Raw genomic sequence first — 19,143 nt, 5'->3', positions numbered from 1 at the left:
ACAGCACGGAGTAGTCCCGAACCTCACGCCCCATCACCGCAGCCAGCGGTGGTGGGGTTGTGGGTATCGGCGGAAGGCGCAGCCGCGTCGGGCGGCGAATACGGTGCTATGAGGCGTCCCCTGACGCCGTGAGATCAGCTCGGGGCATCGGCTCTAGCACCCAGTGTTGCTTGGGATGGTGGCGGCATCCTCACCTGCCCGGTTCTCGCCGGCGTAGCTCTCGCCCCGAGCCCCTAGAGGGGTGCGCAGCAACGGAAGAGAACGCGGCAGCGCCCCGCACGGCCTTCCTCGTGAAGGTGTGCGGGGCGCTGCGGTTACTCGCGGCCTCTTTCGGGCCGAGACGTGGCTGTTTCGCGGGCGGCTTTTAGTTCGTGCTCCACGCGCGATCGAAGACGGGCCAGGAGTCACGCAGATCCATCTGCCAGTAGCTCCACTGGTGGGTACCGGTATCGCGGATGTTGAATTTGGCGGGAATCTCGAGCTTGTCCATCTTGGCCTTGAGCAGGTGGGTGCACCAGTTGGTGGCAGCCTCGATGCCGCCACCCACGACCTGGACATTGGCTACGGTCAGGGGGTTGTTCTCAAAGCGAGGGTTGCTGATCATATCCGGCTTACCGGAGGTGCCGGCGGAATTGGAGATGTAGATCTCTCGGCCGCGCAGCGACTCTGCCTGGGCGACAGCGTCGTTGTATTCGCGCGTCTCCGAACCGACCGGGCCCCACATGTCATCCGGGCTGACATTGGCGCGGTTGAGCGTCACGCGCAGCATGGCGTCAGAGATCGGATCGTTGGTAGAGGCGCAGCCAGAGAAGGAACCAACAGCCTGGTACAGCTCCGGGTTGTGCTGGGCCAGCAGCAGCGAGCTGGTAGCGGACATCGACATGCCCGCAATACCGCGCTCACCAGAGGCGCCAAGTTCGGACTCCAGCGGGGTCGGAAGCTCCTGGGTGAGGAAGGTCTCCCACAGCTGGGTGCCGCCGAGCTTCGGCTGCTCGGGGTTGACCCAGTCGGTGTAGTAGGAGAAGCGGCCCTCCATGGGGATGACCACATTCACGTTCTTATCGGCATAGAACTGGGCCACGTCCGTCTGCATGACCCAGTTCGCACGGCCCTCGCCGCCATCGCCACCATTGAGCAGGTACAGGGTGGGGCGGGGAGTGGAGGTATCCTCCGGGGTGATGACCACGAGGGGCACATTGCGGTTCATCGCCGGGGAGAAGGCCCACATTTCCTTCATGTTGGGGGTGGAGTTCACCTTGTCCCGCCACGCCGGTGCTGTCTCCAACCCTGGGGTGGGGCCCTCGTGTACCTGTGCGGCCTCAGCGGCCGTCGCCACTGTGGCGGTGGGCACGGCCACGGTCGGTGCGATCAATCCAGCTGCTGCGATGGTGGCCGCCACGAGCGGCGCCACGAAACGAAACGTCATACAAACCCCATGTCGGTTCTTAATCAGATTTTAGGCAACGATAAGACTACGCTGTTCCCGCCGTATTGGAAAGAGTTACGAGTGTGGTTCCCCCATATCCGGACTGTCACACCAGTCACAGAATTGCCCCTAGGAACATGGCGCCGAGTGGTCTATTCTTCTGTACAGGCCGCTCGTCTGGCGCCCGATAGTGTTTTAGCGGTGCCACGGCGAGCAGATAGTCACCGCCGCCTAGCCTGCACCGCGAAAGAATATATATAGGACATAAGGACGTTTTATGAACGAAGAGATTCTCGTAGCTATTAACACCGCGCTCGGCCAGTTCCTCAACGCTGGCTCCTCCCAGCTCGCCGACATCGCTGTGGACCTTGATCTGTTCTAAGCGCTAAGAGTCGAGAACGCGCGGCGCACAAGGCGCGGCGGGGCCTCGACTATGCAGCCCACTACCCGCCACCGAAGCCGTCCCACTGCCCCCAAGCGGTGGGGGTGTGGCCTTGGGTGGTGGGTAGCTTTGTCTCAAACGTCGACGGTGGCGGACTAAACCACGTATCCTTATGAACGTGTCTGATCATTATGATGTTGTAGTACTTGGCGCTGGCCCCGGAGGCTATGTCGCCGCCATTCGAGCAGCCCAGCTTGGCAAGAAGGTTGCGGTCGTTGAGAAGCAGTATTGGGGCGGTGTCTGCCTCAATGTTGGCTGTATTCCCTCCAAGGCCCTGCTGAAGAACGCAGAGCTGGCCCACACCTTTAACCACGAGGCGAAGACCTTCGGTATCGAAGGCGATGTCAGCTTCAGCTTTGAGGCTGCGCACAAGCGCTCCCGCAAAGTATCCGCGGGCATCGTCAAGGGTGTGCATTACCTGATGAAGAAGAACAAGATCACCGAAATTAATGGTCTTGGTTCCTTCACTGATGCCCACACCATTGAGATCACCGAGGGCGAGGACGAGGGTACGACTCTCACCTTCGACGACTGCATTATCGCCACCGGTTCTGTGGTGCGTTCCCTGCCTGGTGTGGAGCTGGGCGGAAATATCTGCTCCTACAAGGAACAGATCCTCGACAGCGAGCTCCCTGATTCCATGGTGATCGTGGGTGCAGGCGCTATCGGTATGGAGTTTGCTTATGTGCTCGCGAACTACGGCGTGGATGTCACCATCGTCGAGTTCATGGACAGCGTCCTGCCCAATGAGGATAAGGACGTATCCAAGGAGATGGCCAAGCAGTACAAGAAGCTTGGCGTGAAGATCCTCACCGGCTACAAGACCACCGAGGTGCGCGACAACGGCGACAGCGTCGAGGTGGATGTTGAGTCCAAGGACGGCAAGAAGAACGACACCCTCATCGTCGATCGTGTGATGGTGTCCATCGGCTTCGCTCCCCGCGTCGAGGGCTTCGGCCTGGAGAACACCGGTGTGGAGCTCACCGATCGTGGTGCTATCGCCATCGACGAGCGCATGCGCACCAATGTGGATCACATCTACGCCATTGGCGATGTCACCGCGAAGCTGCAGCTGGCTCACGTCGCTGAGGCCCAGGGTGTGGTGGCCGCCGAGACCATCGCTGATGCCGAGACCCAAGAGCTGGGCGATTACATGATGATGCCGCGCGCTACCTTCTGTAATCCCCAGGTTGCCTCCTTCGGCTACACCGAGGATGCCGCGAAGGAGAAGTTCTCCGACCGCGATATTAAGGTGGCTACCTTCCCGCTGTCCGCCAACGGCAAGGCCCAAGGTCTGGGCGAGCCCGCGGGCTTCGTCAAGGTGATTGCCGATGGCGAATACGGCGAACTGCTGGGCGCACACATGGTGGGCGCGAATGTCTCCGAGCTGCTGCCGCAGCTCACCCTGGCGCAGCGCTTCGATCTCACCGCTGAAGAGATCGGCCGCAACGTGCACACCCACCCGACCCTCTCCGAGGCCATGAAGGAAGCCTGTGAGGGAACGATGGGGCACATGATTAACCTTTAACCCCCCCTGAAGCACAGCCCGCCAACCTCCGTGTTGGCGGGCTTCGTGCGTTCTAGCTCTGTGCGTTCAGCGCAGCGGGTGCCGAGCTCAAAAGCGCTGGAGCCCGCACGCGCCGCAGGCCCCGTCGGCTGGCGCCTTTAGTAGTAGTAGGGGAAAGAGGACCAGTCGGGGGCGCGTTTTTCGAGGAAGGAATTCTTGCCTTCCACGGCCTCGTCGGTCATATACGCCAAGCGGGTGGCTTCGCCGGCGAAGACCTGCTGGCCCATGAGGCCATCATCGGTGAGGTTGAAGGCGAATTTCAGCATGCGCTGTGCGGTGGGGGATTTCCCATTGATCTCCACGGCCATCTGGATGGCCTCATTTTCAATCTCGGCGTGCTCGGCCACGAGGTTCACCGCGCCCATCTGGAACATGTCCTCGGCGGTGTAGGTGCGGCCGAGGAAGAAGATTTCGCGGGCGCGTTTTTGGCCCACCATCTTCGCCAGATAGGCGGAGCCATAGCCGGCGTCAAAGGAGCCGACGTCGGCGTCGGTCTGCTTGAAGCGGGCGTGCTGCTTGGAGGCGATCGTCATATCGCACACCACATGCAGGGAGTGTCCGCCGCCGGCAGCCCAGCCACCCACCACGGCGATTACCACCTTGGGCATGGTGCGGATGAGTCGCTGTACCTCGAGAATGTGCAGCCGTCCGCCCTCGGCTTTGGTGCGCATCTCATCGACGGTGTCCTCGGTGTCGCCGGAGGCATAGCGATAGCCGGAGCGTCCGCGAATGCGCTGGTCGCCGCCGGAACAGAAGGCCCAGCCGCCGTCTTTGTCGCTGGGGCCGTTGCCGCAGAGCAGCACGCAGCCCACATCGGGGGTGCGGCGGGCATGGTCGAGAGCGCGGTAGAGCTCATCGACGGTGTGGGGGCGAAAAGCGTTGCGCACCTCGGGGCGGTCGAAGGCGATGCGCACGATGCCGTGGGATCGGTCAGTGCCCACATGCCGGTGGTAGGTGATATCGGTGAGATCGTCGAAGCCCTCGACGGCTCGCCACAGTTCAGGGTTGAATGGTTGCTCGCTCATACCTCATTATCCTAGAAGCTATGTGTTCGCTCGATGAGGTTCTGGAGCGCACCCACGTGGTGGCGCTGCCGATGCGCGTGAAATTCCGGGGTGTGACCGTGCGCGAAGCCGCGCTGTTTGCGGGGCCGCAGGGCTGGGGCGAGTTCTCCGCGTTCACGGAATACGCGCCGCCGGAGGCCGCTCGCTGGCTACTCTCCGGGTTGGAGGCCGCCTATACAGGCTTATCGACGCCACCCTGCAGCCACATTCCCGTCAATGGCACCATCCCCGCCGTGGGGCCCGAGCAGCTGCCGGAGGTGCTGGACCGTTTCCGGGAGTGCTCGGTGCTCAAGGTCAAGGTGGCGGAGCCGAGCCAGAGCCTGGCTGAGGATATCGAGCGCATCGCCACCATTCGGCAGCTGCGCCCCGATGCCACGCTGCGGGTCGATGCCAACCGCGGCTGGTCGGTGAATGAAGCGATCGCCGCCGCACGGCATCTCGGGCCGCTGGAATATATGGAGCAGCCGGTGGCCACCGTGGGGGAGATGGAGGAGCTGCGCCGCTGGGTGGATGTGCCCATCGCCGCCGATGAGTCCATCCGCAAGGCGGAGGATCCATATGAGATTGCCCGCCGTCGGGCCGCAGATTATGCGGTGATTAAGGTGGCGCCGATCGGCGGGGTGGCCCAGGTGGAGCGGGTGGCCGAGTTCATGGCCCAGCACGGCATGGGGATCAGGATCGCCTCCGCCCTCGACACTGCGGTGGGGATGAATTCTGGGGTGGTGGCCGCCGCCACGGTGGCACCCGAGTACGCGGCGGGGCTGGCCACCAGCCAGCTGTTTATCGAGGATGTTGCCGCGCCGCGAGAGATCGTGGGCGGGATGATCTCCACCGCGCCGCTCAGCCCGGACCCCGCGCGATTGGAGGAGCTGGCCGCCCCGCCAGAGCGTCGGGATTGGTGGCTCAAGCGCATTGCGGCGTGCTGGTTAGAATTAGGGCTATGACATCTTGGGATACCGCGCGCGCCATCGTTGAAGAACTTGCTCTGAGCTGCACTGATGTGGTGGTGTGTCCGGGTTCTCGGAATGCTCCTTTATCCCTTGCGCTCGCGGCGGCGCAGGGGCTGCGGCTGCATGTGCGCCTCGATGAGCGGGATGCGGCGTTTGCCGCACTCGGGATGGCGCGGGTGACTGGCCGGGTGGTGCCGGTGGTGATGACCTCGGGCACGGCCGTGGCCAATTGTCTGCCGGCGATGATCGAGGCGCATCACGCCGATATTCCCTTGGCTATTATCTCCGCCGATCGCCCCTCCCGGCTCGTCGGTACCGGCGCCAGCCAAACCATTGTGCAGCACGGGCTGTTTTCCACCGTCACGCCCACGGTAGCTATTAGCGAGTCCACCCGCCCGGCCACAGCCCAGGCCATGCTGCGGCGCGCGCTCGCGGAGCGCCGGCAGGCCCATATCAACATCGCCTTCGATACGCCTCTGGTGCCGGAGGCCACCCCAGAGCCGGTGGTTGCGGGGACGAGGGCGGCGTCGATAAGCCCGAAGCCGCGCGATTGGGGCGTGGTGGACGTGGATCTGAGCGCGCAGGTGCTGGTGATCGCCGGTGATGGCGCGTGGGCGGTGGAGGGGCTAGAGGATGCGCCCACGATCGCCGAGCCCAGCGCCCCCGCCCCTTTCCATCCGGTGCATCCTTTGGCGGCGAATGTGCTGCTCAGCGGGGTGGAGATCGCCCGCCCCGAGCACGTCATTATTGTCGGCCATCCGACGCTACACCGGGATGTGCTGGCGCTGATGCGGCTGGGGGTGCGCACCACGGTGCTCACCCGCGGCGAGAGCTATACCGATCCGTGGGGTGGTGCCACCGAGGTGGCGAGCAGCGTGCGCGTCAGCGGCGAGATCAGCCAGGGCTGGCTGGAGCTTGTCGACGCCGCCTCGAGCCGCGCCGCCGAGGCCGTGCGCGATACCCTCGCCGAGGAGGATCTGGGATTTAGCGGGCTGCATGCCGCTGCCGCTGTGGCCGATACTCTCGCGGTGGGCGATGGCTTTTTCCTCGGGGCCTCCAATCCCGTGCGCGATGCCAGCATGGTGGGGCTGCCCTTTGATGGGGTGGATACCTATTCTCCCCGCGGCGCCGCCGGGATCGATGGCTCGACCGCCCAGGCAGTGGGCGTAGCCCTGGCTCGGCAGCACCGCGAGAATGACTACGTGCGGGCCCCGCGGACGGTGGCGCTGCTGGGGGACGTGACCTTCCTGCACGATATCGGCGGGCTACTTATTCCTGCTGACTCGCCGCGCCCAGAGAACCTCACCATCGTGGTGGCCAACGATAATGGCGGCGGGATTTTCGAAACCCTCGAGCAGGGTGCAGAAGCGCACCGCGAGGTCTTTGACACCGCCTTCGGCACCCCGCACGATGTGGATCTGCAGGCGCTGTGCGCGGGCTATGGGGTGCAGCACCGCCGAGTGGAGAGCGTGCAGGAGCTTATCGATGCCCTCGCCGACACCGCAGAGCGCGGCGCCGATGGGATCGAGGTGATCGAGGCTCGCACGACCCGCGTCACCCGCCGCGAACTGCAGCGGCGCTTGCAGGACAAGGTGGAGTGGGAGAAATGATCGCCCGCCGCCTCCGCCAGCTCGTGATCGTGCTCTATGGGGCCGTGGTGTTGATGAGTATCGGCATGGTGGGCGCCGCCATGATGAACGATCACGCTATTTCCTCTAACCCCGGCCGGGCGCTGGCGCGGGTAACCAATGAGGATTGGTTGCGCACCACCGTGGAGTTCCAGGACGAGGGCGGCATCTTTCACGTTCCGCCATCCGGACTGCTGTATCCCTCGGATCTGGGAGTGGGGCAGCGGGTGTGGGTGAACTACTCCACCGCTAACCCCGACTTGGTGAAGGTAGAAGGACGGAACTGGACCCTTGCGGTGATCCCAGCGCTGTCGGTATTCACCGTTGCGAGCGCTATCGGCGCGGGCCTGTGGTGGTTTATTGGGCATTCATCAAAAATTCGGGCACTCGATACCCTGAGCCAACCCGTACGGAAGACGGGCAAGGCACACTAACCGGCATGCGCATCGGAATAGTCGCGGAATCCTTCCTGCCCAATGTCAACGGAGTCACCAATTCCATCCTTCGCATCCTGGAGCATATCGAGGGCGAGCATGAAGCCATCGTGATCGCGCCGGGGGCGCGCGAGTTTCAAGAGGAGATCCCCTCCTATGCAGGTGCGCAAATCGTGCGGGTCCCCACCGTGCGTATGCCGCTGATCAACTCGCTGCCCATCGGTGTGCCGGTGCCGGCCGTCACCCACGCGCTGCGCTCCTTCGCCCCCGACGTGATCCACTTGGCCTCACCCTTCGTCCTCGGCGGCTATGCCTCTTTCTCGGCGCGACAGCTGGGCATTCCCGCAGTGGCCGTCTACCAAACCGATGTCGCCGGCTTCGCCACCACCTACCGACTCACACCCCTGGCCGTGGCCGCATGGGACTGGACGCGCATCATCCACAACCAGGCGGCACGCACCCTCGCTCCTTCCTCGGCCGCCATCGCTGAGCTTGAGGAGCACGGGGTGCAGCGCATTCACCGGTGGGGCCGCGGTGTGGACGCCGAGCTCTTCCATCCCCGCCGTCGTGACCACTCTCTACGAGCCCACTGGCTGCAACAGCGACCGGGCACACGCTATGTGGTGGGGTTTGTGGGGCGGCTCGCCGCGGAAAAGGGGGTGCAGCGCTTGCGCGCCCTTGCTCACCGCTCCGATGTACAGCTGGTGGTCGTCGGCGATGGGCCAGAGCGGGCCAGTTTGTCCGCGCAGCTCCCCGAGGCGATCTTCACCGGCGCGCTCTCCGGCACCGAACTCGCCCGCGCCTACGCCAGCATGGACGTCTTTGTGCACCCCGGCGAGTTCGAAACCTTCTGCCAGACCATCCAAGAAGCCCAAGCCAGCGGGGTGCCCACCATTGCCCCGCGCGCCGGCGGGCCCATCGATCTCGTCACCGATGGCTATAACGGCTATCTGCTCGACGTCGAGAGCTTTGAACAGCAACTCGAGCTGGCCACCGACCGCTGCCTCATGCACCTGCCCACCTTGCGAGAAGACGCCCGCCGCTCCGTGGAGCCGCGCACGTGGGCGGCGCTGGTCGACCAGCTCCTCGAGCACTACGAGCAGGCCGTGCACGCCCCAGCGCGCAAATAGCGGGGGCGCCGCTAGACCGGCGGTGTCACTGCCGCGGCCGCCCCGCCAGCGCAGAGAGCGGCTCGGGTAAGCTCTGCAGGCGTGGTTAAGGCAAATCTGGACAAGCAGCCCAAAGACGTCGCGCGCATGTTTGACGACGTCGGCAAAAACTACGACATCACCAATACCGTGCTCTCCTTCGGCCAAGACCGGCACTGGCGCACCCGCACCCGCGAGCGCCTCAACCTCCAGCCCGGAGAAAAAGTATTGGATCTCGCCGCGGGAACGGCGGTGTCCACCGTCGAGCTGAGCAAGTCCGGAGCCTGGGTGGTGGCCTGCGACTTCTCCCAGGGCATGCTCAAGGCGGGAAGCCATCGCGCCGTGCCGAAGGTCGTCGGCGACGGCATGCACCTGCCCTTCCGCGATAACACCTTCGACGCCGTGACCATCAGTTTCGGGCTGCGCAACATCCAGGATTTTCGCGCCGGGCTACAAGAAATGGCGCGCGTGACCAAACCGGGCGGCCGACTCACCGTGGCCGAGTTCTCCACCCCCACCGTGCCGGTGTTTGCCACCGTGTACAAGGAATATCTCATGCGGGCGCTGCCCGCGGTGGCGCGCGCGGTCTCCTCTAACCCCGAGGCCTATGAGTATCTGGCGGAATCCATCCGCGCCTGGCCCAACCAGGAAGAGCTTGCCGCCGCCATCAATCGCTCCGGATGGAGCGAATGCGGCTGGCGCAACCTCACTTTCGGCATCACCGCCCTGCACTCCGCTATCAAACCGAAGTAGCGGCGTCCGCTAACTCCAGAGCGGGGTATCGTCCACCCAACCCAAGCAATGCTGGGCGCCGTGCCACACCCGCGCTACGAGGTCGCGGTCGGACTCGGTGATGAGATTGCCCATCAAACGAGCCGCCGCCGGCATGAGTACCCGGCCGCCGAGCCCGCGCATCGCCAGTGGGCCCGCCACCGGCAGAAACTGCGGATAGGTGAGCACGCGCGCGAGCCGTCGCGCCAGCCGGAAACTCTCGCCATAGTGCTCGCGCAGCAGCCGCGGCCACTCCTCGCGGACAGTGCTGCTGTGCTGCATTAACTCCACCGCCAGCCGCGCTGATTCCATGCCATAGTCAATGCCCTCGCCATTGAGGGGATTGACGAGCGCGGCGGCGTCGCCAAGCAACATCCAGTTCTTGCCCGCCACGGAGCTGATCGCGCCACCCATGGGAAGCAGCGCCGAGGCGATCTCCCGTGGGGCGTCGAGCTGCCACTGCTGGCGCTGCTGCTCGGCATAAGAGGCCAGCAGCTTTTTGGTGTTGATCTGGGCTGGTCGACTAGCCGTGGATAGCGCCCCGCAGCCGATATTCACCTCATCGCCGCCGAGCGGGAAAATCCAGCCATAGCCAGGCTGTACCGTGCCCTGCTCATCGCAGAGTTCCACGTGCGAGTGCATCCACGGATCGTCGCCGCGAGGCGTGGTGCAATAGGCGCGTGCCGCAATGCCAAAAACCTGGTCGCGGTGCCACTGGCGGCCCAGCTGCCGGCCAAAGGAGGAGCGCACCCCATCTGCCACCAGCACCATGCGCGGAGTAATCACGCGGAGGTCGTCCTGATAGCGCACCTCGACGCGCTCAATGCGGCCGCCGTAGATATGGGCGCGCTGCGCCTCGGCGTTTTCCCACGTGCTCACCCCATCCTGCTGCTGGGCATGCCGGAAGAGCAGGGTGTCGAAATCACGGCGCTTCATGGCCGAGCCGATACGCCCGAAGCCGCTGTCCGGCCACGGGGCCTGCACATCGCCGCCATAGCCGTGCAGGAACAAGCCCTGATTGCGGTAGTGGGCGGTGACCTCCTCGGCCAGCTGCAGCGCGTGCAGCTCCTTGATGGCGCGCGGGGTCAGGCCATCGCCGCAGGTTTTATCGCGGGGGAAGGAGGCGGCGTCGATAAGCAACACGGAGCGCCCCGCATGGGCGGCATGATAGGCGGCCGCGGAGCCAGTGGGGCCCGCGCCCACGATCAGAACGTCTACTGCAACATCAGGATGGGCCACGCACCTATTGTGGCATTGAAGTGGGCGTCGACTGTAGATAGCCCCCGAACGTAGACTACGGTTATCATCTGTAGATTAAAAGCGCCTGAGAAGTGTGGACGTCCTACTCTCAGAAACAGCCCCCCAGCAGCCAACGAAGGTCGAGGACAACCAAGTATGAGTAACGGTACAGCCGTGGGCTCGCAAGACAACGAGCAATGGGTGCAGGTCACCGCATCTCAAGGCTCGATTCCCCGTCTTGACTTGGGAGATCCAGAGCTGAGTGCCTGGGTGACAGAGAAGATGGAGGACGTCGAAGAGCTTTTGCGTAACGACGTCGCCAGCGGCGCCGACTTTGTTGCCGATAAGGTGGCGCATCTCTTCGAAGCAGGGGGTAAGCGATTCCGCCCCATGTTCGCCCTGCTCGCCTCGCAATATGGGCCCGAGCCCGGCAGTCTCAACGTGCAGCGCGCCGGCGCCATCGTGGAAATGACCCACCTGGCCACCCTCTATCACGACGATGTGATGGACGAAGCCGAGAAGCGGCGTGGAGTCGAATCCGCCAACCACCGCTGGAATAACTCGGTGGCGATCCTCGCCGGCGATATCCTTTTGGCCTACACCTCCCGCATGATGGGCCAGCTCGGCGTCGAGACCGTGCAGCACTTCGCCACCACCTTTGAGCAGCTTGTCACCGGACAGATGCGCGAAACAGTGGGCCCGCGCGGCGGTGATCCGGTGGAGCACTATCTCAACGTGATCCGCGAAAAGACCGGTGTGCTCATCGCCGCCGCGGGCTATCTCGGTGCCCTGCACTCAGGCGCGGACAAGCAGCACATCAAGGCTGTCGAGCGCTATGGCGAGGCCGTGGGCATGGTCTTCCAGATCGTCGATGACATCATCGATATCTTCTCCGATTCCAGCCAGTCCGGAAAGACCCCCGGCACCGATCTGCGCGAGGGAGTATTCACCCTGCCGGTGCTCTACGCCTTGCGTGAGGAGGGCGAGGTCGGCGATGAGCTCCGCGCCCGCGTCACCGGGCCGGTGGCCGATGAGGATGTTCCCGAGATCATTGCCCTGCTGGAGCGCTCCGGCGGTCGGGCTCGCGCCAAGCAGGACATTGAGCACTACCTCGCCGAGGCGGAAAACGCCCTGTCTGAACTGCCGCAGAATAAGGTCACCGAAGCGCTACGCACCCTAGCGCAGCTCACCGCCGGACGCGTGGGATAGCGGCCGCTAGGCAGCGGCGTGTGTGGCATAAACGCCCAGCGCAGGGCGGCGATTTGCTTAAACATATGGGGCGCATAGTAGAGTAAGTGACCGCACCAAGCGTGCACGCCAGGTTGCCCGAGCGGCCAAAGGGAGCGGACTGTAAATCCGCCGGCATTGCCTTCAATGGTTCGAATCCATTACCTGGCACTCTTTATTACCCGAGGTTCTCCCCGATGGGAGGCCTCGGGTTTTTCTTTGTGCGGCTGCGGGAGTGTGGGGCGGTGGGGCGGCGTCGATAAGCCGAGCGGGCGTTGCGCGCGGGGTGGATGCACGCTCAAGGGGTGCTAATAATCCCCATAATGGGCCCAGAAAGAGGCGATGAGGTGCAGATTTGTGTTCTTTCATGGCTTCGGGTTAATCTTCTTAAGGCTTCAACGGAAGGCGCACTGCACAACACAGTGTGATTCCTATAAGGGAAGCTAAGCCCCCTTAGCTCAGTCGGCAGAGCGTTTCCATGGTAAGGAAAAGGTCGACAGTTCGATTCTGTCAGGGGGCTCTGTTCATTTATATAGCCGCTCGCAGCGAGTGGTTGTATATGAATGGGGCGGTTTAGCTCAGTTGGTGAGAGCGCACGACTCATAATCGTGAGGTCCCGAGTTCGAGTCTCGGAACCGCTACTGCACACCGCATGATAAGGCCTAGCCGATATCTTCGGTTGGGTCTTATTTCGTGTGTGTAGCCGGTAGGTGTCTTTACTTCCTGCAGGGAAGTCATTACAGTTATCGGCAGTGTTGCGCACGAGCCGCCGCGAGCGGCGACTGCGACAGCGCGCCAAGGGGCGTGGCTCAATTGGCAGAGCAGCGGTCTCCAAAACCGCAGGTTGCAGGTTCAAGTCCTGTCGCCCCTGCAAATACTTTTTGGAAAGTCGTATCGAGGAGAAACGTGGCAGACGATCGCAAACCGAGCGCGCGGCCCACGGGCAAGCGACAGCTCACCGGCGTAAGCACGACCTCGAGCGAGTCTTATTCCTCCAAGCGGGCCGTAGCCACCAAGGATGAAGACGAGAAGCCCGGTGGCGGCCCCATGCACTTCGTTCCCGAAGTGGTGGAGGAGATGAAGAAGGTCATTTGGCCGACCTCCAAGCAGATGGTGAACTACACCCTCATCGTCTTCGGCTTCCTCATCGTGATGACCCTCCTCGTATGGGGCATCGACATTTTGGCCTCCCGAGGAGTTGACCTAGTTCTCAACCCTTAACTAGGATGATTCCCATAGCTTTTACCCGCCTTAGCCACTAGCGCCAAGGCGGGACTTTTATTGCCTCAGTGCCCGCGCCGCACGGCTGCGCGGCTGTGCGGAGCCCGCAGGACGGGCGCGAACGCACCGCAGGCGGCAATGAGAGCACAAAGCCGCACATTCCGATACCCGATATCCGCGAAAGACAGAGCAAGGACACTATGAGCGAGAACACTGAGAACACCACCGGTGCCGCCGCAGAGGCAGAAGACACCTCCGTCGAGAACGTGGGCACCGCCGCTGAGGGTGCCGCCACCTCCTTCGAGACCGCCGCCCAGGCCGCGACTGCTGCCCAGGCCGCCGATGAGCGACTCGAGAACCAGGGCGAGGAGAGCGCAGAAGAGCGCGCCGCCGCCGAAAAGGAGGGCGTGGAGGACGCGCTCAATGCGGATGTTGCCGTGGCCGATCAGGCCGCTGCCGAAAGCGATGATTCTCTCGCCGAGTACAAGGCCCGCCTGCGTAAGTTCATTCGTGAGCTGAAGAAGAAGCCGGGCCAGTGGTACATCATTCAGTGCTACTCCGGCTATGAGAACAAGGTGAAGACCAACCTGGACATGCGTGCCCAGACCCTGGAGGTGGAGGACTTCATCTACGAGGTCGTCGTGCCCATCGAGGAGGTCGTGGAAATCCGCGACGGTCAGCGCAAGCGCGTGAAGCGCAAGCTGCTGCCGGGCTATGTGCTGGTGCGCATGGACATCGACGATCGCTCCTGGTCCGTGGTGCGTGAGACCCCAGGCGTGACCAGCTTCGTGGGCAACGAGGGGCACGCCACCCCGGTGAAGCACCGCGACGTGGCCAAGTTCCTGCTGCCGCAGGAGACCACCCCGGTGGAGGGCGAGCAGGGCGAGCAGCCGGCCGCCTCCAAGGATGGCGAGCAGGTTGTGGCACAGCCCAGCAAGAAGCAGGCCCCCGTGGAAGTGGATTACCAGGTCGGCGAGGCCGTCACCATTCTTACCGGCGCGCTGGCCACCGTGTCCGCCACCATCTCCGAGATCGATGCCGAAAACGGCAAGCTGCAGGCGCTGGTGTCCATCTTCGGTCGTGAGACCCCAGTGGAGCTCACCTTCGACCAGGTGGAAAAGGTCAACTAGACCGCCGTGGGGCGTGGCTCGGCTGTGCTACAGCGGGGCAATGGCCTCTATTTGGTCTGACCTGCGCGAAGGTGTAAACTTTTCCTTCGCGTGTCTGCGCAGGCCTTCGTGGTGTGCGCAGTGCAGGCGCGGCGGCGTTGGCCGTTGGCGCACACACGCAGAACATACTGTCAATAAATCCCCGGTGGCTGAGTAAAGCTCGGCATCCGGACGCATCGGCCACATACGGGCGGGTTGAAACTAGCCAGTACCCGCTGTCGGCGGTGCGGTACCACGGAAGAGGTAAAGAAACATGGCTAAGAAGAAGAAAAAGGTCTCTGGCCTTATCAAGCTGCAGATCGAGGCTGGCGCCGCTAACCCGGCTCCCCCGGTCGGCCCGGCCCTGGGTGCCCATGGTGTCAACATCATGGAGTTCTGCAAGGCCTACAACGCTGCTACCGAGGCTCAGCGCGGCAATATCGTGCCGGTGGAGATCACCGTCTACGAGGACCGCTCCTTCGACTTCGTGCTGAAGACCCCGCCGGCAGCCAAGCTGCTGCTGAAGGCCGCTGGCCTGAAGAAGGGCTCCGGCGTTCCCCACACTGAGAAGGTCGGCTCTGTGACCTGGGATCAGTGCAAGGAGATCGCCACCACCAAGAAGCCGGACCTCAACGCCAACGACATCGAGGCTGCAGCCAAGATCATCGCCGGTACCGCCCGGTCCATGGGCATCGAGGTTAAGTAATACCTCCCCAGCCACCCTCGCGGTGGCCCAACGCCTTCCCGCAAAGGGGAAGGCGAGTGGTAGGGCCCGCTCACGGCCCATCAACACCACAACATTCCATCGCACGTTTCAAAAACTTTAAGGATTGTGAAACATGAGCAAGAAGCACTCCCGCCGTTACCAGGAGCTCCAGTCCAAGGTGGACAAGGGCCGGATCTACTCTCCGCTCGAGGCCGCTCAGCTGGCCAAGGACACCTCCTCTGACAAGTACGACGCATCCGTGGACGTTGCCGTCCGCCTCGGCGTTGACCCCCGCAAGGCTGATCAGCTCGTGCGCGGCACCGTCTCGCTGCCGAACGGCACCGGTAAGTCCGTGCGCGTGGTTGTCTTCGCTGCTGGCCCGAACGCCACCGCAGCTGAGGAAGCCGGCGCTGACGTCGTGGGCTCCGAGGATCTGATCGAGAAGATCCAGGGCGGCTGGACCGACTTCGACGCCGCTATCGCCACCCCGGACCAGATGGCCAAGGTTGGTCGTGTGGCCCGCGTCCTCGGCCCCCGTGGCCTGATGCCGAACCCCAAGACCGGCACCGTCACCACCGATGTGGCCAAGGCTGTCAAGGAGATCAAGGGCGGTAAGATCGCCTTCCGCGTGGACAAGGCTGCGAACCTGCACGCCCTGATCGGCAAGGCCTCCTTCACCCCAGAGCAGCTGGCTGAGAACTACGGCGCGCTCATCGACGAGCTGCTGCGCCTCAAGCCCGCCTCCTCCAAGGGCATCTACCTGAAGAAGGTCACCCTTTCCGCCACCCAGGGCCCCGGCATCCCCGTGGACACCTCCGTGGTGAAGAACTACGCCGCCAAGGCTTAAAGTCTCCTTCTTCGTTCCGTCCCGCCCGCGTGCGGTGCGGAGCGGAATAGTCTGAGACATCACACCCCTGCCACTTCCCGCCAGCGCGGGAGGGTGACAGGGGTGTTGTGCGTCTGCGCCGAGCTTCGTTGCGGGCGCGGCTTAGCGGGCACTGGGGCCGCGGTGCGGGCAGTGGAGGGCCACCCACTGCAGTGCGGGCATAGTCCTCGCGCCTCTTAGTCTTTGACTCCCGCAGCGCGCAGCACGCGCTGCCTATCGAGGGGCTCGTCGATGGCCCGCGCGGCGGCCCGGATGATCGCCTCGATTTCTTTGCGCACGACCACCCGTACTGCTGGGTCGCGGGATTCTTCGCCCACAATGTGCAGCATGTCCAGCAATTCCACCAACACGCCCGGTTCCTGTGCGCCATAGCGGCGCATTTCTGAGACCCACTCTGCGAGCAGCTCCGCCTGGGTGCGTTCCGCGGCCCAGAGGACACAGCGCCCCTCCTCGTCCTCGTGCACCACCGGCTGCGGCGGGTGTGTGACGAGTGTGCGCAGCACGCTGGTGGCTTGTCCGATCGTATGCCGGGCAGTGGTGGGATCGTTGACTCCAGGCGAAAGCGCCCGCACCCCGATATCGAGCAGTTGGCGCAAGCCCAGTGCGAAATCGTTTCCGGAGACCCGCTCGAGGGAGAGGAAGATCGGATCCGGCATGTCTAGTGCGTGGGTGGCGTGCTGGGTAGCGCACCACCACATCGCCACTGGCTGCCCGGCGATGATCCTATCGCCCGGTTGGACATCGATCACCACTGTCGCCTCGTGTTCTTTCGCCCAGTCGGCCGCCGATTGGTGATCGACGCGCTGCACATAGCCGAAGCTCTCCGCGCACAGCACCGCCGCATGGCTGGGCGGTTCGGGGCGCTCAAAATACACGGCCGGGGTGTCGGTGGGCGGGGCGGTATCTGCGTGGGCGAGGGTGCGCTCCGCAGATTGCCTGATGATGGTGTCTACCCGCACCATGTCCACCACCCGAGAGACGTACCAGATGAAGGTGCCTAAGGCGATGAGCACGCCAAGCACGGCGACGGTGACAGCCAGTTGTGGCGGGGATTCCGCGTCCTTGTCCAAAGAACGCAGCACCAGCACGGCGTAGACAAAGTTGCCCACATAGACCGCGATGATGCCGCGCACCGCCGGCGATTCGATATAGTCGCGCAGCAATTGATGCGAGAAGTTGCCCGAGGCGACTTGCAGCACGATCAGTGTCATGGAGATCGTGGTGGTCAGCACCGTCATGGTGGAGGAGGCCACGAAGCTCAGCATGTCGGCGGCACCGTCGGTGTCGCCCGGCCACAAATACTGGGCGAGCAGGTACTCACCGGGCACATCCACCTCGGTGAGCACGATGGCAAGGACGGCCGCCACGACGCCGGTGACCGCCGCACCGGACCATAGTTTCGCGCTGAGGAGGGTTTTCAGCGCATAGAAGAAACGTTTCACCTGCTCCATGCTACGGTCTGCGCAGGATGCTTATCGACGCCACCTCCTAGCGCCCCACCCAGGCGACTAACGGCTGGGCGGGCAGGGCTGTGCCGCCGAAATATGCAACAATCGAGGGTTATGAGTATTTCTACACGTCAGCGTCCCGTCCGCGCGAGCCTAGCGATTGCCGCCTCTGCGGTGCTGCTCGGCGCCGCCGGCTGCTCCTCTAATGAGGACGATGCTGTGACTGCAGCGAGCACCGAGGCCTCGAGCTCCGTATCGTCTGCGGATAGCTCCGCAGAAACCAGCACTGAGGTTACGGAGAGCGACACGGAGAGCAACGATGAGTGCGCCGTGGACCCGAACGCAGATGCGGTGCACCGCGCGGTGGCCCAGATCAACCAAGAAGAAGGCAGTTGGTCCTTCAAGGGGGATTCCAACTGGAATGCCTGCACCGATCTCACCTATGCCCGCGTGGATGAGGCCGATAAGCCCCTAGAGAACGCCGAGTCCGTACTGCTGCTCTTCCACGCCGGCGAGTACGTGGGCCGCGATGAGGGCAGCCCGCACATGATTGAAGAACTCAAGGCCGATCCGGAAGGCTACAGCATCGACGTCACCTACCGCGATGGCGAGGGCGGTGATAAAGTGCTGCTCTACTGGAATGAGCAGGACAATGCCGTGGGCTATCAACGCTCTGTCCACAATTAGGGACACACCTATAATCAAATTGGTTAAGAATTAAGGGGTGCCGCTGATGAGAAGGGCCGGCGCTGTCTTGGCGCAGCTCGCCCTGTGGAGCATGCTCGGGGCCTGTGGTCTCGTCATCCTCTTTCCCCACTGGGCGCCCGCGCGATGGCTGAGTACTCGCCTCGGCGGCGCCCAGCTGATCGCCTTTCCCTATCTCATGGCTGCAGGCGGGCTCGTGTGCGGCCTCGTTCTGCTGCTCCAGGCGCTGTTGCGGCGCCGCACCGCCTTCCGGATTCTCGAGGGGATAGCGGGCGCGATAGCGGTGGCGTTGGCGACCGTGTTGGCCGTGGTTCCAGTGCCTGCGCCTGCTCGTGGCAGCCTGCCTGCACCGTCGCCGGATGCGGCCCCTGAGTTGACTGTGGTCACCTTAAACAGCCAAAACACGCTGTCTGCTGCCGGCTTTCAGGCTCTCGTGGCTGCAGCGGACCCCGATATCGTTGTCCTGCCGGAAGCAGAGCGCTCCCGCGTGGACGCCGCGGTGCAGGGCAGCGAATTTGAGCAGGCCTTGATCGATCCCGCCCCTGGGCACTCTGCACGAGGGCCGGCGGCCACCCAGGTACTTGTGCATCCGCGCCTCGGCTCGGTCGCCCCAGCCGATATTCCTTCCTTTGACCTAGAGTCGAAGGCGGCGATTATCACCCCGCATACGGGGCAGAGCTTCCATGTAGCCGGCGTGCACCCCGTGCCACCAGTGTCGTTTCTCATGGAGCAGTGGCGTCAGCAGACGCAGGCCTTCATACGCTATGGGGAGAAACTTCCCGGCCCCGTGCTCCTCGCCGGTGATTTCAATGCCACCCTCCGCCACGGCCCGCTGACCCAGCGAGAGCGGCTCATAGCCGCAAGCGAAGTATGCGGACGGAATGCGGTGGGGACGTGGCCTGCCCAGGTTTCCTTTGGCTCCACATGGCAGAGCCACCCCCTACGCACCTCCATTGATCACATCTTCGTCTCTCCCGAGTTTCATGTTCGGGGCTGTTCCACCATGCCCGTGGGGAACGCAGATCATCTCGCGTTCATCGTCCGCTTATCGCGAAGCTAGGGCACGTATAGGGCTCTGTAGAGCTGATTCAGGCCGTCCAGCAGGTAAGTATGGGGTAAAACACAGTGTGCGC

The 19,143-nt window shown here is 63.5% G+C and carries 17 protein-coding genes and 4 tRNA genes; 17 read left to right on the top strand and 4 right to left on the bottom strand.

Annotated elements, in window-relative coordinates; translation table 11 throughout:
- Nucleotides 1-364 precede the first annotated feature (364 nt).
- On the bottom strand, nucleotides 365-1,426 hold the full coding sequence (locus GBB11_RS04525) for an alpha/beta hydrolase family protein (protein WP_151549424.1): 1,062 nt from the start codon (nucleotides 1,424-1,426) through the stop codon (nucleotides 365-367).
- A 560-nt stretch (nucleotides 1,427-1,986) separates the two neighbouring features.
- On the opposite strand from GBB11_RS04525, the gene lpdA reads away from it, so the two are divergent.
- Entirely contained in the window at nucleotides 1,987-3,396 is a 1,410-nt protein-coding gene (gene lpdA / locus GBB11_RS04520) for a dihydrolipoyl dehydrogenase (RefSeq protein ID WP_192795904.1), read from the top strand.
- 137 nt (nucleotides 3,397-3,533) lie between these two features.
- On the opposite strand, the gene GBB11_RS04515 is transcribed toward lpdA, so the two are convergent.
- The gene (locus tag GBB11_RS04515) at nucleotides 3,534-4,460 is read right to left on the bottom strand and encodes a 1,4-dihydroxy-2-naphthoyl-CoA synthase (protein WP_151549426.1); all 927 of its coding nucleotides are present in this window, start codon (nucleotides 4,458-4,460) and stop codon (nucleotides 3,534-3,536) included.
- A 20-nt stretch (nucleotides 4,461-4,480) separates the two neighbouring features.
- On the opposite strand from GBB11_RS04515, the gene GBB11_RS04510 reads away from it, so the two are divergent.
- From GBB11_RS04510 to GBB11_RS04490, 5 genes are all read left to right on the top strand, one after another.
- Nucleotides 4,481-5,443 (top strand): o-succinylbenzoate synthase, encoded by a 963-nt coding sequence (locus GBB11_RS04510; RefSeq protein ID WP_151549427.1) that lies wholly within the window; start codon nucleotides 4,481-4,483, stop codon nucleotides 5,441-5,443.
- Complete coding sequence (gene menD, locus GBB11_RS04505; RefSeq protein ID WP_192796318.1) at nucleotides 5,431-7,059, top strand: 2-succinyl-5-enolpyruvyl-6-hydroxy-3-cyclohexene-1-carboxylic-acid synthase; 1,629 nt, start codon at nucleotides 5,431-5,433, stop codon at nucleotides 7,057-7,059. Before GBB11_RS04510 ends, menD begins: the two co-directional genes overlap by 13 nt.
- Complete coding sequence (locus GBB11_RS04500) at nucleotides 7,056-7,511, top strand: DUF3592 domain-containing protein (RefSeq protein ID WP_151549429.1); 456 nt, start codon at nucleotides 7,056-7,058, stop codon at nucleotides 7,509-7,511. The genes menD and GBB11_RS04500 overlap by 4 nt, the downstream gene beginning before the upstream one ends.
- A 5-nt stretch (nucleotides 7,512-7,516) precedes the next feature.
- The gene (locus GBB11_RS04495; protein ID WP_151549430.1) at nucleotides 7,517-8,641 is read left to right on the top strand and encodes a glycosyltransferase family 1 protein; all 1,125 of its coding nucleotides are present in this window, start codon (nucleotides 7,517-7,519) and stop codon (nucleotides 8,639-8,641) included.
- A gap of 81 nt (nucleotides 8,642-8,722) precedes the next feature.
- Nucleotides 8,723-9,412, top strand: a complete 690-nt coding sequence (locus GBB11_RS04490; protein WP_151549431.1) for a demethylmenaquinone methyltransferase — start codon at nucleotides 8,723-8,725, stop codon at nucleotides 9,410-9,412.
- Between the two features lie 9 nt (nucleotides 9,413-9,421).
- Here GBB11_RS04490 and GBB11_RS04485 read toward each other — a convergent pair whose 3' ends face one another.
- Complete coding sequence (locus GBB11_RS04485; RefSeq protein WP_151549432.1) at nucleotides 9,422-10,669, bottom strand: geranylgeranyl reductase family protein; 1,248 nt, start codon at nucleotides 10,667-10,669, stop codon at nucleotides 9,422-9,424.
- A 156-nt stretch (nucleotides 10,670-10,825) separates the two neighbouring features.
- Here GBB11_RS04485 and GBB11_RS04480 point away from each other — a divergent pair, with 156 nt between their 5' ends.
- From GBB11_RS04480 to rplA, 9 genes are all read left to right on the top strand, one after another.
- Nucleotides 10,826-11,878 (top strand): polyprenyl synthetase family protein, encoded by a 1,053-nt coding sequence (locus GBB11_RS04480; RefSeq protein WP_151549433.1) that lies wholly within the window; start codon nucleotides 10,826-10,828, stop codon nucleotides 11,876-11,878.
- A 107-nt stretch (nucleotides 11,879-11,985) separates the two neighbouring features.
- Nucleotides 11,986-12,067 (top strand) — tRNA-Tyr (locus tag GBB11_RS04475).
- Between the two features lie 276 nt (nucleotides 12,068-12,343).
- A tRNA-Thr gene (locus tag GBB11_RS04470) sits at nucleotides 12,344-12,416 on the top strand.
- Between the two features lie 47 nt (nucleotides 12,417-12,463).
- Nucleotides 12,464-12,537: transfer RNA gene (locus GBB11_RS04465), tRNA-Met, on the top strand.
- 157 nt (nucleotides 12,538-12,694) lie between these two features.
- A tRNA-Trp gene (locus tag GBB11_RS04460) sits at nucleotides 12,695-12,767 on the top strand.
- Between the two features lie 35 nt (nucleotides 12,768-12,802).
- On the top strand, nucleotides 12,803-13,117 hold the full coding sequence (gene secE / locus GBB11_RS04455) for a preprotein translocase subunit SecE (RefSeq protein ID WP_151529004.1): 315 nt from the start codon (nucleotides 12,803-12,805) through the stop codon (nucleotides 13,115-13,117).
- Nucleotides 13,118-13,317: 200 nt separating this feature from the next.
- On the top strand, nucleotides 13,318-14,247 hold the full coding sequence (nusG, locus tag GBB11_RS04450; RefSeq protein ID WP_151549434.1) for a transcription termination/antitermination protein NusG: 930 nt from the start codon (nucleotides 13,318-13,320) through the stop codon (nucleotides 14,245-14,247).
- Nucleotides 14,248-14,539: 292 nt separating this feature from the next.
- Nucleotides 14,540-14,971 carry a 50S ribosomal protein L11 gene (gene rplK / locus GBB11_RS04445; RefSeq protein WP_151529002.1) on the top strand — a complete coding sequence of 144 codons (432 nt, stop codon included), beginning with the start codon at nucleotides 14,540-14,542 and terminating at the stop codon, nucleotides 14,969-14,971.
- Nucleotides 14,972-15,104: 133 nt separating this feature from the next.
- Nucleotides 15,105-15,818, top strand: coding sequence for a 50S ribosomal protein L1 (rplA, locus tag GBB11_RS04440; RefSeq protein ID WP_151529001.1), 714 nt, complete (start codon nucleotides 15,105-15,107; stop codon nucleotides 15,816-15,818).
- 215 nt (nucleotides 15,819-16,033) lie between these two features.
- Here rplA and GBB11_RS04435 read toward each other — a convergent pair whose 3' ends face one another.
- Nucleotides 16,034-17,299, bottom strand: a complete 1,266-nt coding sequence (locus tag GBB11_RS04435) for a DUF2254 domain-containing protein (protein WP_192796309.1) — start codon at nucleotides 17,297-17,299, stop codon at nucleotides 16,034-16,036.
- A 120-nt stretch (nucleotides 17,300-17,419) separates the two neighbouring features.
- On the opposite strand from GBB11_RS04435, the gene GBB11_RS04430 reads away from it, so the two are divergent.
- Entirely contained in the window at nucleotides 17,420-17,992 is a 573-nt protein-coding gene (locus GBB11_RS04430) for a hypothetical protein (protein ID WP_151549436.1), read from the top strand.
- Between the two features lie 46 nt (nucleotides 17,993-18,038).
- A complete protein-coding gene (locus GBB11_RS04425; RefSeq protein ID WP_151549437.1) occupies nucleotides 18,039-19,070 on the top strand; it encodes an endonuclease/exonuclease/phosphatase family protein in 1,032 nt (343 codons plus the stop codon).
- Nucleotides 19,071-19,143: the final 73 nt, after the last annotated feature.

This window comes from Corynebacterium sp. 74A (assembly GCF_008930665.1).
Taxonomy (GTDB): Bacteria; Actinomycetota; Actinomycetes; order Mycobacteriales; family Mycobacteriaceae; genus Corynebacterium; species Corynebacterium megadyptis.
This window is presented reverse-complemented; position numbering and strand designations above follow the sequence as displayed.

Excerpts from the sequence above, each read along its gene's own strand:
- GBB11_RS04525 (WP_151549424.1), bottom strand. The coding sequence starts at position 1,426 with ATGACGTTTCGTTTCGTGGCGCCGCTCGTGGCGGCCACCATCGCAGCA.
- rplA (WP_151529001.1), top strand. The coding sequence starts at position 15,105 with ATGAGCAAGAAGCACTCCCGCCGTTACCAGGAGCTCCAGTCCAAGGTG.
- nusG (WP_151549434.1), top strand. The coding sequence starts at position 13,318 with ATGAGCGAGAACACTGAGAACACCACCGGTGCCGCCGCAGAGGCAGAA.
- GBB11_RS04500 (WP_151549429.1), top strand. The coding sequence starts at position 7,056 with ATGATCGCCCGCCGCCTCCGCCAGCTCGTGATCGTGCTCTATGGGGCC.
- GBB11_RS04425 (WP_151549437.1), top strand. The coding sequence starts at position 18,039 with ATGAGAAGGGCCGGCGCTGTCTTGGCGCAGCTCGCCCTGTGGAGCATG.
- GBB11_RS04515 (WP_151549426.1), bottom strand. The coding sequence starts at position 4,460 with ATGAGCGAGCAACCATTCAACCCTGAACTGTGGCGAGCCGTCGAGGGC.
- GBB11_RS04495 (WP_151549430.1), top strand. The coding sequence starts at position 7,517 with ATGCGCATCGGAATAGTCGCGGAATCCTTCCTGCCCAATGTCAACGGA.
- rplK (WP_151529002.1), top strand. The coding sequence starts at position 14,540 with ATGGCTAAGAAGAAGAAAAAGGTCTCTGGCCTTATCAAGCTGCAGATC.
- GBB11_RS04510 (WP_151549427.1), top strand. The coding sequence starts at position 4,481 with ATGTGTTCGCTCGATGAGGTTCTGGAGCGCACCCACGTGGTGGCGCTG.
- GBB11_RS04480 (WP_151549433.1), top strand. The coding sequence starts at position 10,826 with ATGAGTAACGGTACAGCCGTGGGCTCGCAAGACAACGAGCAATGGGTG.
- GBB11_RS04430 (WP_151549436.1), top strand. The coding sequence starts at position 17,420 with ATGAGTATTTCTACACGTCAGCGTCCCGTCCGCGCGAGCCTAGCGATT.